Raw genomic sequence first — 14,954 nt, forward strand, 5'->3', positions numbered from 1 at the left:
ATGACGACGACCGACAGCACGCACTCCGGAGCCCACCCCCGGTTCGCCGCCGCCCTCGACGAGCTGGGCCTGGGCGAGCTGCGGGGGCGGATCCGCCGCTTCCCGGACGCGACCCGTACCGCCGCCGAGGCCGCCGCCGCGATCGGCTGCGAGCTCAGCGAGATCTGCAAGTCACTCATCTTCGCGGCCGACGGCGTGCCGGTGCTGGTCCTCATGGACGGCTCCTCCCGGGTCGACCTGGAGCGGGTCCGGCAGGAGCTCGGGGCCGAGAAGGTGACGCGGGCCAAGGCGGACGTCGTACGGGAGACGACCGGGTACGCCATCGGCGGCGTACCGCCCTTCGGGCACCTCACGAGGACGCGGGTGCTCGCCGACCGCTCGCTGCTGGAGCACGACGTCGTGTGGGCCGCCGCGGGCAACCCGCACGCCGTGTTCCCCATGGCGCCCGAGGACCTCGTCGCCCACGCCGGCGCGACCCTGGTGGACGTGCGCGAGCAGACTCCGTGACCCCGCTGGTCACCTCCGCCGTCCTGCTGGCCGCCGTCACGCACGCCGGCTGGAACGCCATCGCGCACAAGATCACCGACAAGCTGGCCGGGTTCACGCTCATCGCGGGCGGCGGGGTGCTGATCGGGCTGGTGCTGATGCCCTTCGGGGCCTTCCCGGCGGCGCGGGCGTGGCCGTACCTCCTGGCCTCCGCCGTCATCCACATCGTCTACTTCGCCCTGCTGATGAAGTCCTTCAGGCTGGGCGACTTCGGGCAGGCCTACCCCATCGCGCGCGGCACCGCGCCGCTCGTGGTCGCCGTGTTCGCGGCGCTGTTCGCGCACGAGGTGCCCAACGGCTGGGGGGCCGCCGGGATCGCGCTGTCCTGCGCGGGACTCACCGGCGTCGCCCTGTGGGGGCTGCGCGGGCGCCGGCCGAACTGGGCGGCGATCGGCGCGGCGCTGGCGACCGGGCTGACCATCGCCGCGTACACCGTCGTGGACGGCCTGGGCGTGCGGGCGTCCGGCTCGCCCCTCGGCTACATCGCCTGGCTGATGGCGGTCGAGGGCCTGGCGATCCCGGCGTACGCGGTATGGCGCCTGCGCGGGGAGACCCTCGCGGTGCTGCGCCCGTTCGCCTGGCTGGGACTGCTGGGCGCGGCTCTGTCCGTCGCCGCGTACGCGCTGGTCCTGTGGGCCCAGACCAAGGCGGAACTGGCCCCGATCTCCGCGCTGCGGGAGTCGTCGATCCTCGTGGGGGCGGCCATCGGGGCGGTCGTCTTCAAGGAGCGTTTCGGAGCGCCCCGGATCGCGGCGGCGGGGCTGTTGGTCGTCGGGATCGCCTTGATGCTGCGCGCCGGCTGAAGCCTGCTGTGGAACCTGCGGGGCATGTGACGGATCACGCTGCCGCTGATCGGCGGGATCGAGGCGCTGTTCTAGGGATCAGGAGAGCGCCGGCTTGCCCACCCGGAACGCGAACTGCCCGCAGTACGTCAGCTTGCGCAGGTTCACGAGCGCCGTCCGCCGGCGCCCGTGTCGCGCCCACTGGTCGATCTCGTCGTTCAGCGGCGACTGCGTGTCCCAGTACCGGCTGTACTCCGGCGGCCTGCCGAGATAGCTGCGCATGATCAGCGCCACCCCGTCCAGCGAGGGCCGGATCTCCTCCAGCACCAGCCCCGCCTCCTCGACCAGCCTGCGGAAGCCGTACGGCGTGTAGTTCCACAGGCTGAAGGAGTGGTACGGCTCGAACTGCGACGTCGATCCGATGAAGCGGCCGCCGGGCCGCAGCACCCGGGCGATCTCGGCGAGCAGCTCGCGCGGCCGGGCGACGTGCTCGAAGACCTGGTGGGAGTAGATCAGCGGCAGCGAACCGCAGCCGAGGGGCAGATGGACGCCGTCGTAATGGATCACCGGGTCACCGCCGGGGGTGCGCTGCCCGGCCTCCGGCGAGTCACGGATGTCGACGCCGATCCACCGCACCTCGGGGTCGTGCTTGCGGAACAGCGCGGCCGAGGTGCCGCGGCCGCACCCCAGGTCGACCACCACCCCGGGCGGGCCGGGGCCGGCCATCACCTCGTCGACGTAGTAGCGCGAGGTGACCTGCCGGGCGTGGTCGTCGGGGATGCAGTCCCGCATGAGGTCCCAGAGGGTCGCCATGGTTCGAGGCTACGAGCACGCACGGTGACGCGCTATTCACGGCCCGCGAACGTCATGACCCCGGACAGGTCGTGCGCCCGGACGCTGTTGCGGTCGGTGACCGAGCGGCCCAGCGCATGGTGCGGCCACAGGCCCGCCGCCACCCGCCGGCTGCGCTCGCTCCACTGCCGGGCGGCCACGTCGCCGGCCTTGAAGTGGTTGAGGGCGTAGCCGCCGGAGTGGATGCGCACGAGGGTGAAGCCGCCCGGGTACTCCTTGGCGGCGGCGACCTCCTGATGGGTGACGTGCGGCGCCCGCGTCAGCACGGTCCGCTTGTTGCGGTGGGTGTGGCCGGCGTGGTGGAGGAAGACGCCGGGCGCGGAGGCGTAGGCGTCGACGAGGGCACGGGCCTGGCGGCGCTCCAGGCACTGGCCGCGGGTCACCGGGAAGAGGGAGTCCCGCACGGTCAGCGGATGGTGCCCGAAGACCAGCGTCGGCTGGTCCGGCTGCTGCCGCAGCTGCCCCTGGAACCACGCCAGTTGCTCGGCCCCGAGGCCGCCCGCGTCGGCGCCGTTGCCCGACTTGGCGTAGGTGTCGAGGCCGATGATCCGCAGCCCGCCGAGGTCCCGGGCGAAGTACCCGGGCCCCTCGCCCCCGCCCGGGAACGCGGTGCGGAAGGAGTCGTCACCGTCGTCCCGGGAACGGTCGTGGTTGCCGCGTACGACGAAGTAGTCCTCGCCGTGCGCGCCGAAGCCGTCCAGGATCCGCCGGGCCTCGCCGAGGTCGTGCGCCGACCCGCCGGCCGAGATGTCGCCGCCGGCCAGCAGCAGGTCCGCCCCGCGCCGCCGGGCCTCGGCGACCAGGGCGCGGCTCATCAGCTCCGGGTAGGGGGCGCGGCCCGGCTGCTGGACCACGCCGCGCAGCAGGGGCAGGCCGCCGACCAGGCCGGCGGTGGTCTCGCCGAGGTGCAGGTCGTTGCAGAGCGCGATCGACAGCAGGTGCCGGCCGGGCGGGGGCTGCGGGGTGGTGAAGGAGTACGGCCCGCCGCCCGAGCCGAGCCCGAACGTGGAGGTGCCCACGGCGTTGCCGCGCACCAGGTGCAGCGAGGTGGGTACGGCGGCGACGGCCCTGGAACGGGCCTGGTAGTAGTACGTCTGCCCGGGCTCCAGGCCGGTGAGTTCGACCTGGTGGTGGGCGGTCGCCCGGCCCTCGGAGGCGGTGCGGTTCAGCCGCGCGGGGTGGGTGCCGTAGACGACCTCGCCCTCGGTGATCGCGGGCAGCGGGTGGCCCAGGCCGTCATCGGTGCCGGGGATGCCGGTGTACCAGGTGATGACGGCGCGGTCCTCGGTCAGGGTGACCAGTTCCAGGTTGACGGCGGTGAGGTCGTCGGGGTGCCACGAGCGGACCCGGCGCACGGCCGCGGAGGCCGAACGCACCAGGGCGGGGGCGAGGCGCGCACCGGAGCGCAGCACCTCGCAGGGGCCGGGGAAGGCCGACAGTGCTGCGAGAGCGGGGAGATGGGCGGAGAAGCAGCAGCGCATGTCCTTCATGTGGCCCGGAGTGGTGAACAGGGGACGTGGCGGTGGCGGCGGGGCCAGGGCCGGCGCGCGACATCTCCATGGAAGCAGGCCGGGACCGCCTGCCGAAGCGAGTGTGCCGAGTCTCACCTGATCCCGGGTTGCGGGCTTCGTCCTGGTGTGTGACCGGTGGGGCGGGGGTGCGAAGAGGGACAGATCGTGCGCAGGGGCGGTCTCGGGGGAGCAGCCGCGGCCGACTCGCGGGTTTCGCCGCAGCCGACTAGTCCGCCGCCCTCGGGAGGCGCACCCTGGAAGCAGTACTTCCGGAGGTGATCGTCATGATGCACACCGCAGTGGGATGGCATGTCGAGATGGAGTTCATGGAGGACGACGAGCACACGAAGGCGGTCGCGATGGTGCGGCTGCCCGACGGGACCGAGGTACGGGCCCACGGGCACGCCGCCCGGCACCACACGGACTCCAATCAGCCACGCGTCGGGGAGGAGATCGCCGGTGCCCGCGCACTGAACGAGCTCGCGATGCAGATGCTCACGAAGGCGCACGGCGAGATCGACGCGGCTTCCGGGCGCACGTCGCACCCGATTCACGTGTGAACCGGCCCCCCCCTACCCGGCGAGGGAGGCCCGCAGCGCCCGTATCAGTCCCTGCGCCCTCGGATCCGCCGTCACCGTTTTGCGGAAGCCGTTCGTCACGTAGCCGAGCGCGATTCCCGCCTCCGGGTCGGCGAAGCCGAGGGCGCCGCCGCGTCCGGGGTGGCCGAAGGAACCGGGGCCCAGCAGGGGCGACGCGGTGCCGTGCAGCATGTAGCCGAGGCCGAAGCGGGTGTTCACGACCAGGACGCGGTCCGGGCCGGAGGACTCCTCGGCCCTCGCCCGCTCCACCGTCGCCGCGTCCAGGAGCCGTACGCCGTCGACCTCGCCGATCAGCGCGGCGTAGACGCGGGCCAGACCGTCGGCGGTCGCGATGCCGTTGGTCGCGGGCAGCGCCGACGCCCGGTACGCCGGGTCGTTCTGGTCGGGGAACGGGGTGATCGCGGCGAAGGCCCGGCGGGTGAGGGAGTCGGGGTCGGTGTAGGCATCGGTGACCGAACGCTTCGGACGGGCCTTCAGGACCGCCCCCGACGCGGGCTCCGGCGCCTCGACGCGCCCGACCCGGCCCGCCCGCCCGGCCGCCTCCTCCGCGGCCGGCAGCCCCAGCCACAGCTCGGCACCCAGCGGCCCGGCGATCTCGTCCGCGATCCACTCGCCGGTGCCCTTCCCGGTCACCCGCCGCACGATCCCGTCGAGCATCCAGCCGTAGGTCAGCGCGTGATAGCCGTGCTCGGTGCCCGGCTCCCACACGGGCGCCTGCGCGGCGACCGCCTCCGGGCCGCGCAGGGGGTCCAGCGACTCCTCCGGGGTCAGCGGGCGGTCCAGCACCGGCAGCCCGGCCCGGTGGTTCAGCACCTGCCCGACCAGCACCCGCTCCTTGCCGCGGGCCTTGAACTCCGGCCAGTACTCGGCGACCGGCGCGTCCAGGTCCAGTTGCCCGCGCTGCCACAGGGCGAGCAGTACGGCGGCGGCGACGCCCTTCGTCGCCGAGCGCACGACCTGCGCGGTGCCCCGCTGCCAGGGCTCGGTGCCGTCGACGTCCTTCGTGCCGGCCCACAGGTCGACGACCTTGCGGCCGTCCCGGTACACCGCGAGGGCCGCGCCCCGCTCGCCCAGCGTCTCGAAGTTCCGGACGAACGCGTCCCTGACCGGCTCGAAGCCCTCGGCGACTGTGCCGTTCACGTCCACGTCCCTCTCCTCGTCCTGCCTTGTGCGGGTGCCCTTCTACCCAAGCAGGACGGTGACGTCGATGTTCCCCCGGGTGGCGTCGGAGTACGGACGGACGTCGTGAGCTGCGTCCACCAGCTGCTCCGCGAGGTCCGCGTCCAGCACCGGCGGGGACAGCGACCCCGCGTCCTCCAGCTGCGTCACGCGCCCATTGCCACGGACCGCGGGTCGAAGCCGAACGGCAGCTCCAGCCGGTGGGCGCGCATCAGCTCGTCGTCCGCGAGGAGGCCACCGGTCCTGCCGTCCGCCGCGATCACGCCCTCGCTGAGGATCAGGGAGCGCGGGCACAGCTCAAGGGCGTACGGCAGGTCGTGCGTGACCATCAGGACCGTCACGTCCAGCGAGCGCAGGATGTCTGCCAGTTCGCGGCGGGACGCGGGGTCGAGGTTGGAGGAGGGCTCGTCCAGGACGAGGATCTCCGGCTCCATCGCGAGCACCGTCGCCACCGCGACCCGGCGCCGCTGCCCGAAGGAGAGGTGGTGCGGCGGACGGTCCTTGAACTCCGCCATGCCGACCCGCTCCAGCGCCCGGTCGACGCGCTCCTCCAGTTCGGGCCCCTTGAGCCCGGCCGCCGCCGGGCCGAATGCCACGTCCTCGCGGACCGTCGGCATGAACAGCTGGTCGTCCGGGTCCTGGAAGACGATGCCGACCCGGCGCCGGATCTCCGCCATGTGCTGCTTGCCGACGGGCAGTCCGGCGACCTTCACCTGGCCCGTGCCGCCGGTCAGGATGCCGTTGAGATGCAGCACGAGGGTGGTCTTGCCGGCGCCGTTCGGGCCGAGCAGCGCGACCCGCTCGCCGCGCGCGATCGAGAAGTCCACGCCGAACAGGGCCTGGTGGCCGTCGGGGTAGGCGAAGGCGAGGCCCGAGACCTCAAGAGAAGCTGTCACTGTCACAGCATCCATCCCAGCAGACAGACGACAAGGGCGGAGAAGGGGAGCGCCAGGGCGTACGACCACTGCGCCCGGGACGCGGTCACCTCGTCGATCACCGGCATCGAACCGGCGTATCCGCGGCTGACCATGGCCAGATGCACCCGCTCGCCGCGCTCGTAGGACCGGATGAACAGCGCGCCCGCGGACTTCGCGAGGACGCCCCAGTGGCGCACGCCCTTCGCCTCGAAGCCGCGTGACTCCCGCGCGATGCGCATCCGCCGCATCTCGTCCGCGATGACGTCGCCGTAGCGGATCATGAAGGACGCGATCTGCACCAGCAGCGGCGGCAGCTTCAACCGCTGGAGGCCGAGCAGCAGTTCACGCAGCTCGGTGGTGGAGGCGAGCAGGACGGAGGCGGCGACGCCCAGAGTGCCCTTGGCGAGCACGTTCCAGGCGCCCCACAGCCCGCTGACGCTCAGTGACATGCCGAGCACCTCGACCCGCTCGCCCTCCGCCACGAACGGCATCAGCACGGCGAACGCGACGAACGGCACCTCGATCAGCAGCCGCTTGAGCAGAAAGCCGGCCGGCACCCGGGCGGCGTACGCGACGAGCGCGAGCAGGACGGCGTACAGGCCGAACGCCCACATCGCCTCCCGCGGCGTCGACACCACGACGACCACGAACGCGAACGTCGCGGCGAGCTTGGTGTGCGGCGGCAGACCGTGCACGGGCGAGTGCCCGTGCCGGTAGAGCCGGTGTGCGTGCCCCGCCCCCATGTCAGGCGCTCGAACCCGCGGTGGTGCTCGTGCTCGACGGCGAGACGTCGTCCGTGCGGCGCCTGCGCACCGCCCAGAACACCGCGCTGCCCGCGACCACCGTGACACCGACGCCGATCACGCCCGCGAGGCCGCCGGACAGACGGGCGTCGGTGATGTCCTTGACGCCGTAGTCGGCGAGCGGGGAGTCGGCGGTGGAGTGGTCCTCGGTCTTCTTGTCGATGCCGTGGTCGGCGGCGACCTTCTCCAGGCCGTCGGGGTCGGCCGACGCGTAGAAGCTGACGAACCCGGCGAGCACCAGGGAGGTGACCAGGCCCACCGCCCACACCTTGCGCGGGGAGCGCGCGGCGACCGGGGCGGCCGGCTCGGCGGCGGGCGCGTCCACCAACTCGCCGCCCACCCGCAGCTGAAGACGCCGGCGCAGATCGCGGGCGCCGTACACGAGGTCGGGGCGTACGGCGACGACGGCACCGACGGTCAGGGCGGTGATGGTGGCCTCGCCGATGCCGATCAGGATGTGCACGCCGACCATGGCGCCGGCGACCTTGCCGATGGAGACGTCGGTGGTGCCGCCGACCGCGTACATGAGCGTGAAGGCGAGTGCGGCCGCCGGTACGGACAGCAGGGCGGCGACGAAGGAGGCGACGGTGACCGAACGGCGGCTGCGGGGCAGCACCTTCACCAGGCCGCGGAAGACGGCGTAGGCGACGACGGTCGTGACGATGGCCATGTTGGTGATGTTCACGCCGAGGGCGGTCAGGCCGCCGTCCGCGAACAGGATGCCCTGCATGAGCAGGACGACCGAGACGCACAGCACCCCTGTGAAGGGGCCGACGAGGATCGCCGCGAGCGCCCCGCCGAGCAGATGGCCGCTGGTTCCCGCGGCGACGGGGAAGTTCAGCATCTGCACGGCGAAGATGAACGCCGCCACCAGGCCGGCCAGCGGCGCGGTGCGTTCGTCGAGCTCACGGCGTGCGCCGCGCAGGCTCACGGCGACCGCGGTCGCGGCGACCACTCCGGTCACGGCGGAGGTGGGGGCGTCTATGAATCCGTCAGGTACGTGCACCGTTCGATGATAGTGGCTTGTTGCGAACCTCTTGCAAGAGCGAGGGGCTGGGAACTGCGGCCGGATGCCCTTTTCCTCGGAGGGCAGGATCCAGGAAATATGCGACATTGGAAGGGGTGCGGAAGTACAGCTTTCGCAAAGGATGCGCAGCGTAAGGGGTCGACCGATGTCCGTAGTCGAGCAGTACGCGCGAGCCCATATCGTCACGGACGCGGACAGCCTGGCGGTCGACCAGGACGCGGTGCCGGTGATGCTCCGGTACGACCCGGAGTCCGACCCCCGCTCGGTGCGGATCGGGCTGCCCGGGCGTGAAGCCCATGAGTGGAGCTTCTCGCGCTCACTCCTGGAGCAGGGGCTGCGCGCCCCCGCGGGCAGTGGAGACGTCCGGGTGTGGCCGTGCGGGCGGGTGCAGGCCGTGGTGGAGATCCACTCCGCGCAGGGGGTGTCGGTGGTGCAGTTCGAGACGAAGGCGTTGATGCGGTTCCTGCGGCGGACCTATCTGGCCGCGGCCGTACCCGTGGAACGCGAGGCCCAGTTGGGCCGCTGAGCCTCAGCCGCCCGACTTCAGCAGTGCCGCCACGATCGGGCCCGCGGTGTCGCCGCCGTGGCCGGCCGCCTGGACGACGCCCGCCGCCGCCAGGTCGTCGCGGTACGCGGTGAACCAGCCGTTCGGCTTCTTCTGGCCGTCGACCTCCGCCGAGCCGGTCTTGGCGCCGACGTCACCGCCGACCCCGGACATCGCCTGCGCCGCCGTGCCGTAGGCCGCCGTGTACGACATCAGTTCGCGCAGCTGGGACAGCGTGGCCGCGGACAGGGTGCGCGACGCCGTCGCGAGCTGCCGTCCGTCGACGTCGGGGGAGACCAGGTACGGCTGCCGGAACGTGCCCGTCTTCACGGTCGCCGACACCGACGCCATGTTCAGCGGGTTCATCCGCACCCCGCCCTGCCCGATGAGCTCGGCCGCCATCTGGGCCTGCGACTGCACCGGGACGGCCCCGTCGAAGGTGGGGACGCCGACGGACCAGTTGTTCAGGGAGAGACCGAAGACCTGCTGGGACTGCTTGGTGAGGCTGTCGTCGTCCAGCTCGGGCGCCTGGCTGATGAAAGCCGTGTTGCAGGAGCGGGCGAAGCTCGCCTTGAACGTGCCGCCCTTGATCTCGAACTTGTCGTCGTTCTGGAACTTCCAGTGCCCGTACGTGAAGTACTTCGGGCAGGGGTGTTCCTTGTTCACCGACGCCAGGTCCCTCTCGATCAGCAGCGAGGAGGTGATGACCTTCATCGTGGAGCCGGGTGCGAGGGAGCCCTGGAAGGCGGTGTTGAAGCCGTGCGAGGAGTTCGCGACCGCGAGGATCTCGCCGGTCGAGGGCCGCAGCACGACCACGGACGCCTTCTCCTTCGCGGCGACCTGCTTCTCGGCGGCGGCCTGCATCGACGGGCTGAGCGTCGTCTTCACCGTGCCCGGTGTGCCCTCGCTCAGCTCCAGCAGCGTCTTGTCCGACAGCTCGGCCTTCTTGGACTCCTTGCCCCGGACCACCTGGAGCTCGACGCCCGCCTTGCCGCCCGCCTTCTCGCCGTACTTCTCGCGCAGCCCGTCCAGGACCGAGCCGAGCGAGGGGTACTCCTTCTCCGTCAGCTCGCCGCCGTCGCGGTCCAGCGCCTTGACCGGCGGGGTGCCGGACGCGCCGGTCGCGAGGGTGTCGCCGTCCTTGAGGTCGGGGTGGACGACCGCCGCGTGCCACTGGACCAGCGGCCTGCCGTCCTCGGCGCGCCGGACGACGGTCAGCGCGCTGTCGTAGGTCAGCGGCTTGGTGGTGCCCTTGTACGACACCGTGGCCTGCACGGAGAAGGGGACCTTCGCGCCGGCGCGGGTGCCGGCGGTCAGGGTGACGTCCTTGATGTGGGCGTCCTTGGCGTAGCCGGTCAGCAGGGTCTTGGCGGCGGTGGTGTCGTCCGTGGCGGCGGCCGCCTCGGTCACCTTGCCGGCCTGCCAGGCGGTGAGGAAGTCCCGGGCCGCGGTGGTGACCTCGGTCGCCGAGAGCGGCCCGGTCCTGACGGACCTGGACTTCTGCCCGGAGCCGGGCTCCGGCCCGTTCTCGGCGGCCGCGCCGCTGCCGAGCAGCGCGTAGAGACCGAACCCGGCGCCGCCGACGACGACCGCGATCATCCCGCCGAGCACGGCGGGGTTGGTCTTCCGTCGCTCGGCGACGCGCCTTCTGTTGCCCACTGCTTTCCGTTCCCTCGCGTATTCAGGGGCCCCCGCCGCCCCGCCGACCTCACGCATACCAACGACGAGGCCCACCCTAGAGTCCCGTGCCGCGAGGGATAAGTTCAGCCGGACGCTCGTAGCACGGCTGCGACAATCGGCCCCGCCGCGTCGCCGCCGTGTCCGCCCTGCTGGGCCATGGCCGCGGCGGCCACGTCGTTGCGGAAGCCGGTGAACCAGCTGTCCGAGGTGGCCTTGCCGTCGACCTCGGCGGAACCCGTCTTGGCGCCGATGTCACCGCCCACCACGGACATGGCCGGCCTCGCGGTGCCCTGGGTCGCGGTCAGCCGCATCATCTGCTTCAGCTGGGCGGCGGTGCTCGCCGGCAGCCCCTTGGCGGTGGCCAGTCGGCGCCCGTCGAGCGCGGGCGAGATCAGATACGGCTGCCGGAAGTCGCCGGTGATCGCGGTGGCGGTGACCGACGCCATGTTCAGCGGGCTCATCTGGACCTGGCCCTGGCCGATGGCGTTGGCCGCGCGGTCCGGGCCGGCGGAGGCGGGAACGCTGCCGTCGAAGGAGACGATGCCGGTCTTCCAGTCGTCGCGGCCGAGCCCGAAGCGCTCCTGGGCCTCGTTCGTCAGCGAGGCGTCGGTGAGCGGGTCCTCGTCGACGAGCTTGATGAAGGCCGTGTTGCAGGAGCGCAGGAAGCCGTTGGCGAGCGTGGCGTTCGCGCTCTCGTCGGGCTTCAGACCGTCGAGGTTCTTGAAGGTCTGGCTCTGCCAGGTGGCCGTGGACGGGCAGGGTGCCGGGCCGTTCATCGTGGTCACGCCGTTGTCGATGAGCATCGCGGCGGTGAGGATCTTCATCGTGGAGCCGGGAGCGACGCGTCCCTCGAAGGCGGCGTTGAAGGCGTCGCTGCGATGGTTGGCCACCGCCAGCACTTCGCCGGTGCCGGTCTTGAGGGCTACGACGGAGGACTCGGCGTACTTCTTCACGGCCTTCTCGGCGGCCGCCTGCACACTCGCGCTGAGCGTCGTCTCCAGCTTGCCGGGCTCGCCCTTCGACAGGGTCAGCAGTGAGGTGTCCGGCGACTCGTCGGCATGCCGGATCGACAGCTCGACACCGGGCTCGCCGCCCGCCTTGTCGCCGTACTTGGCGCGCAGGGCGTCCAGGACCGGGCCGAGGGAGGGGTACTTCTCCTTCGTCAGCACGGCGCCGTCGCGGTCGAGGGCCTCGATGGGCGGGTTCGCCGCCTCGCCGGTGACGAGGGTGTCGTGCCGCTTCAGCTGCGGGTGGACGACGCTGGGCTGCCAGTCGACGAGGGCCCGCCCGGTGGTGCGTCCGCGCACCACGGTGAGCTCGCTCTTGTAGGTGAGCGGCTCGGACCTGCCCTCGTAGGACACCTTGGCCTGCACGGTGAACGGCACCGTGGTGCCGCGCGCGGCACCCGGCGTGATCTTCACGCCGGTGATGTGGGCCTTCTCGCCGTAGGAGGACAGCAGCGCCTCGGCGGCCGCGTCGTTGTTCGTGTACGCCGAGGCCTGCGCGGCCTCGCCCTTCTCCCACGCGGTGAAGAACTTGGCCGTGGTGTCCTCGACCTCCTGCGCATCGGGTGGCCCGGTCCGCTCGGGTGCGGGCCCCGCGGACCCCGTCGCCCCACCGCCGTTCAATGCCGACACGATGTTGTAGGCGCCGTAGCCCGCTCCGCCCACCATCACCGCGAACACGCCGCCTATGACGGCGATCTTGACCCCCTTGGGCATGGTCCCCTCCCCGTTATGTCCTCCGCACTGTAAGTGACATGCGGGAAACCAGAGGGAGTTGTTTCCTTTTGTTGTCCGAATGTGTGACCGATTCGTGCTCGCTACACCCAGGTGTCCAGCCACATCCGCGACCGCCAGTCGTCGATCGGGATCGCCTGGCCGGTGTACAGGGGCCAGAAGTAGATGAAGTTCCAGGCGATCAGCAGGACCAGGACGCCCGCGCCCGTCGCGCCTGCCACGCGGCGGGTGTCGCTGGAGCCCGGTGGGCCGATGATCGCGCCGAGGAGCATGGCGACGGCCAGGCAGAGGAAGGGGAGGAAGACGACGGCGTAGAAGAAGAAGATGGTGCGTTCCTGGTAGAGGAACCAGGGGAGGTAGCCGGCGGCGATGCCGCAGGCGATCGCGCCGGCGCGCCAGTCGCGGCGGAAGAGCCAGCGCCACAGGACGTACAGGACCGCGAAGGCGGCCACCCACCACAGGAGAGGCGTGCCGAGGGCCAGTACCTCGCGGGCGCACTTCTCACCCGCGTCGACGGGGCAGCCGTCCTTGCCGGGCGTGGGGGACTCGTAGAAGTACGACACCGGGCGGCCGGCGACGATCCAGCTCCACGGGTTGGACTGGTAGGTGTGCGGGGACGACAGGCCCACATGGAAGTCGTACACCTGGTGCTCGTAGTGCCACAGGCTCAGCCACCAGTCGGGGAACAGCCACGACCAGTTGCTGCTGCGGCCGTTGGCGGTGGCCCAGTCGCGGTAGTAGCCGCCGCTGCCGTCGGTGGGCGAGAGGATCCAGCCCGTCCAGGACGCCAGGTACGTGACGATCGCCACCGGGACCGTCGCCACGAAGGCCAGGCCCAGGTCGCGCTTGATCACCGCCGTGTACGGGTGGTGCGCGCCCGCGACCCGGCGGGCGCCGACGTCCCAGAGCACCGTCAGCAGACCGAACGCGACCAGGAAGTACAGGCCGTTCCACTTGGTGCCGATGGCCAGGCCCAGCATCAGACCGGCCAGCCAGCGGTAGGGGCGCCGGCCGAGGCGCAGGGTCTCGGCGATGTGCGCGTCGGGGCGGACCCGGCCGTCGGCGTCGACGGGCAGCGCGGCGGCTAGTCTCTCGCGGGCCCGGTCCCGGTCGATGACCAGGCAGCCGAACGCCGCCAGCACGAAGAACATCAGCACCCCGTCGAGCAGCGAGGTGCGCGCCATCACGAACGCCAGCCCGTCCACCGCCATCAGCGTGCCGGCGAGACAGCCGAGGAACGTCGAGCGGAAGATACGGCGGCCGATGCGGCACAGCATCAGCACCGCGAGCGTGCCGAGCAGCGCCGTCATGAACCGCCAGCCGAACGGGTTGAACCCGAAGACCAGTTCGCCGAGGCCGATGACGTACTTGCCCACCGGCGGATGCACCACGTACGAGGCGTCCGTCGGGATCGGCACCTGGTCGCCGAGCCGCAGCACCAGGTCGTTGGCGTTCTTGTCCCAGTCGACCTCGAAGCCCCGGTGGACGAGCGCCCACGCGTCCTTCGCGTAGTACGTCTCGTCGAATATCACCTTCCTGGGGTTGCCCAGGTTCCAGAACCGCAGCACCCCGGCCAGCAGCGTCACCAGCAGCGGACCGCCCCAGGCCGACCAGCGCGCGACCCGCTCGGCGAGCGGCCGCGAGATGCCGAGGAACTGCCACATCCGCGGGCCGGGCCGGACGTAGGGCGGCACGAGCTGGTCGCGTACGTCGCCTCTGGGCGCCGCCGTGTAGCCGAATCGGCGCAGCCGCTGCTGCCACGACGGCCGCTGCTCGTGCGGTGCCTGGCCCTGCTGGATGTCCGTGGAGTCCATCGACGACGCTGTACTGGTCACCGCGCCATCGTAGGGAACACGTCTGTGGGAGTCGCGTGGATGCGCCCTGCGAGGATGGAAACGTGACAGGAACCCTTGTTTTGGCAGGCACCCCCATCGGCGACGTCAAGGACGCCCCGCCCCGGCTGGTCGAGGAACTGGCGGGCGCGGAGGTGATCGCCGCCGAGGACACCCGGCGGCTCAAGCGCCTCACCCAGGCGCTGGGCGTGCAGCCGTCGGGGCGGGTCGTGTCGTACTTCGAGGGCAACGAGTCGGCCCGTACGCCGGAGCTGGTCGAGGCGCTCCTTGCCGGCTCGCGGGTGCTGCTGGTGACCGACGCGGGGATGCCGTCGGTGTCCGACCCCGGGTACCGGCTGGTCGCGGCGGCGGTGGAGAAGGACATCAAGGTCACCGCCGTGCCCGGGCCGTCCGCCGTGCTCACCGCGCTCGCGCTGTCCGGGCTGCCCGTCGACCGGTTCTGCTTCGAGGGGTTCCTGCCGCGCAAGGCGGGGGAGCGGCTGTCGCGGCTGAAGGAGGTCGCCGGGGAGCGGCGCACGCTCGTCTACTTCGAGGCACCGCACCGCCTCGACGACACCCTCGCCGCGATGGCCGAGGTGTTCGGCGCCGACCGGCGGGCCGCCGTGTGCCGGGAGCTGACCAAGACGTACGAGGAGGTCAGGCGCGGCGGACTCGGGGAGCTCGCCGAATGGGCCGCCGAGGGGGTGCGCGGGGAGATCACCGTCGTCGTCGAAGGGGCTCCGGAGAAGGGGCCCGAGGAGCTCGACGCGCAGGAGCTGGTGCGCCGGGTTCGCGTCCGTGAAGACGCCGGGGAGCGTCGCAAGGAGGCCATCGCGGCGGTGGCGGCGGAGGCCGGACTGCCCAAGCGGGAAGTGTTCGACGCCGTCGTGGCGGCGAAGAACGCGGGGGCGTGAAACACCGTGTGAGCAGGGCGTATATCGCA

Annotated in this window: 14 protein-coding genes and 1 pseudogene; 5 read left to right on the forward strand and 10 right to left on the reverse strand. The window is 71.9% G+C overall.

Going from position 1 to position 14,954, the window contains the following annotated elements:
• A complete protein-coding gene (locus AC3ETA_RS27810) occupies positions 1-507 on the forward strand; it encodes a YbaK/EbsC family protein (protein ID WP_229914770.1) in 507 nt (168 codons plus the stop codon).
• Complete coding sequence (locus AC3ETA_RS27815) at positions 504-1,349, forward strand: EamA family transporter (RefSeq protein WP_432195643.1); 846 nt, start codon at positions 504-506, stop codon at positions 1,347-1,349. The genes AC3ETA_RS27810 and AC3ETA_RS27815 overlap by 4 nt, the downstream gene beginning before the upstream one ends.
• 78 nt (positions 1,350-1,427) lie before the next feature.
• On the opposite strand, the gene AC3ETA_RS27820 is transcribed toward AC3ETA_RS27815, so the two are convergent.
• Together AC3ETA_RS27820 and AC3ETA_RS27825 are read right to left on the reverse strand one after the other, a co-directional pair.
• The gene (locus AC3ETA_RS27820; protein WP_432195644.1) at positions 1,428-2,141 is read right to left on the reverse strand and encodes a class I SAM-dependent methyltransferase; all 714 of its coding nucleotides are present in this window, start codon (positions 2,139-2,141) and stop codon (positions 1,428-1,430) included.
• Between the two features lie 32 nt (positions 2,142-2,173).
• Positions 2,174-3,661: a purple acid phosphatase family protein gene (locus tag AC3ETA_RS27825; RefSeq protein ID WP_432195683.1), complete on the reverse strand. Its 1,488-nt coding sequence runs from the start codon at positions 3,659-3,661 to the stop codon at positions 2,174-2,176.
• A 314-nt stretch (positions 3,662-3,975) separates the two neighbouring features.
• On the opposite strand from AC3ETA_RS27825, the gene AC3ETA_RS27830 reads away from it, so the two are divergent.
• Positions 3,976-4,251: a DUF1876 domain-containing protein gene (locus AC3ETA_RS27830; protein ID WP_381450969.1), complete on the forward strand. Its 276-nt coding sequence runs from the start codon at positions 3,976-3,978 to the stop codon at positions 4,249-4,251.
• A gap of 12 nt (positions 4,252-4,263) precedes the next feature.
• Here AC3ETA_RS27830 and AC3ETA_RS27835 read toward each other — a convergent pair whose 3' ends face one another.
• From AC3ETA_RS27835 to AC3ETA_RS27855, 5 genes and pseudogenes are all read right to left on the reverse strand, one after another.
• Entirely contained in the window at positions 4,264-5,436 is a 1,173-nt protein-coding gene (locus tag AC3ETA_RS27835; RefSeq protein WP_432195645.1) for a serine hydrolase domain-containing protein, read from the reverse strand.
• Positions 5,437-5,472: 36 nt separating this feature from the next.
• Positions 5,473-5,595: pseudogene (locus AC3ETA_RS27840) on the reverse strand (organic hydroperoxide resistance protein); the annotation flags it as partial.
• A 20-nt stretch (positions 5,596-5,615) separates the two neighbouring features.
• A complete protein-coding gene (locus tag AC3ETA_RS27845; RefSeq protein ID WP_432195646.1) occupies positions 5,616-6,380 on the reverse strand; it encodes an energy-coupling factor ABC transporter ATP-binding protein in 765 nt (254 codons plus the stop codon).
• Positions 6,368-7,129 carry a cobalt ECF transporter T component CbiQ gene (cbiQ, locus tag AC3ETA_RS27850; RefSeq protein ID WP_359440740.1) on the reverse strand — a complete coding sequence of 254 codons (762 nt, stop codon included), beginning with the start codon at positions 7,127-7,129 and terminating at the stop codon, positions 6,368-6,370. Before cbiQ ends, AC3ETA_RS27845 begins: the two co-directional genes overlap by 13 nt.
• A 1-nt stretch (position 7,130) precedes the next feature.
• Positions 7,131-8,195, reverse strand: coding sequence for an energy-coupling factor ABC transporter permease (locus tag AC3ETA_RS27855; RefSeq protein WP_432195647.1), 1,065 nt, complete (start codon positions 8,193-8,195; stop codon positions 7,131-7,133).
• A gap of 166 nt (positions 8,196-8,361) precedes the next feature.
• Between AC3ETA_RS27855 and AC3ETA_RS27860 the strand changes: the two genes are divergently transcribed.
• Positions 8,362-8,742, forward strand: a complete 381-nt coding sequence (locus AC3ETA_RS27860) for an SsgA family sporulation/cell division regulator (protein WP_432195648.1) — start codon at positions 8,362-8,364, stop codon at positions 8,740-8,742.
• 3 nt (positions 8,743-8,745) lie between these two features.
• Here the strand turns inward: AC3ETA_RS27860 and AC3ETA_RS27865 are convergent, their stop codons facing one another.
• From AC3ETA_RS27865 to AC3ETA_RS27875, 3 genes are all read right to left on the reverse strand, one after another.
• The gene (locus AC3ETA_RS27865) at positions 8,746-10,419 is read right to left on the reverse strand and encodes a penicillin-binding transpeptidase domain-containing protein (RefSeq protein WP_432195649.1); all 1,674 of its coding nucleotides are present in this window, start codon (positions 10,417-10,419) and stop codon (positions 8,746-8,748) included.
• A gap of 104 nt (positions 10,420-10,523) precedes the next feature.
• Positions 10,524-12,161 carry a penicillin-binding transpeptidase domain-containing protein gene (locus AC3ETA_RS27870; protein ID WP_432195650.1) on the reverse strand — a complete coding sequence of 546 codons (1,638 nt, stop codon included), beginning with the start codon at positions 12,159-12,161 and terminating at the stop codon, positions 10,524-10,526.
• Positions 12,162-12,262: 101 nt separating this feature from the next.
• A complete protein-coding gene (locus AC3ETA_RS27875) occupies positions 12,263-14,014 on the reverse strand; it encodes a dolichyl-phosphate-mannose--protein mannosyltransferase (protein WP_432195651.1) in 1,752 nt (583 codons plus the stop codon).
• A gap of 62 nt (positions 14,015-14,076) precedes the next feature.
• Between AC3ETA_RS27875 and rsmI the strand changes: the two genes are divergently transcribed.
• Positions 14,077-14,925, forward strand: coding sequence for a 16S rRNA (cytidine(1402)-2'-O)-methyltransferase (gene rsmI, locus AC3ETA_RS27880; protein ID WP_432195652.1), 849 nt, complete (start codon positions 14,077-14,079; stop codon positions 14,923-14,925).
• The last annotated feature ends 29 nt before the right edge of the window (positions 14,926-14,954 follow it).

The organism is Streptomyces sp. bgisy027, assembly GCF_057710365.1.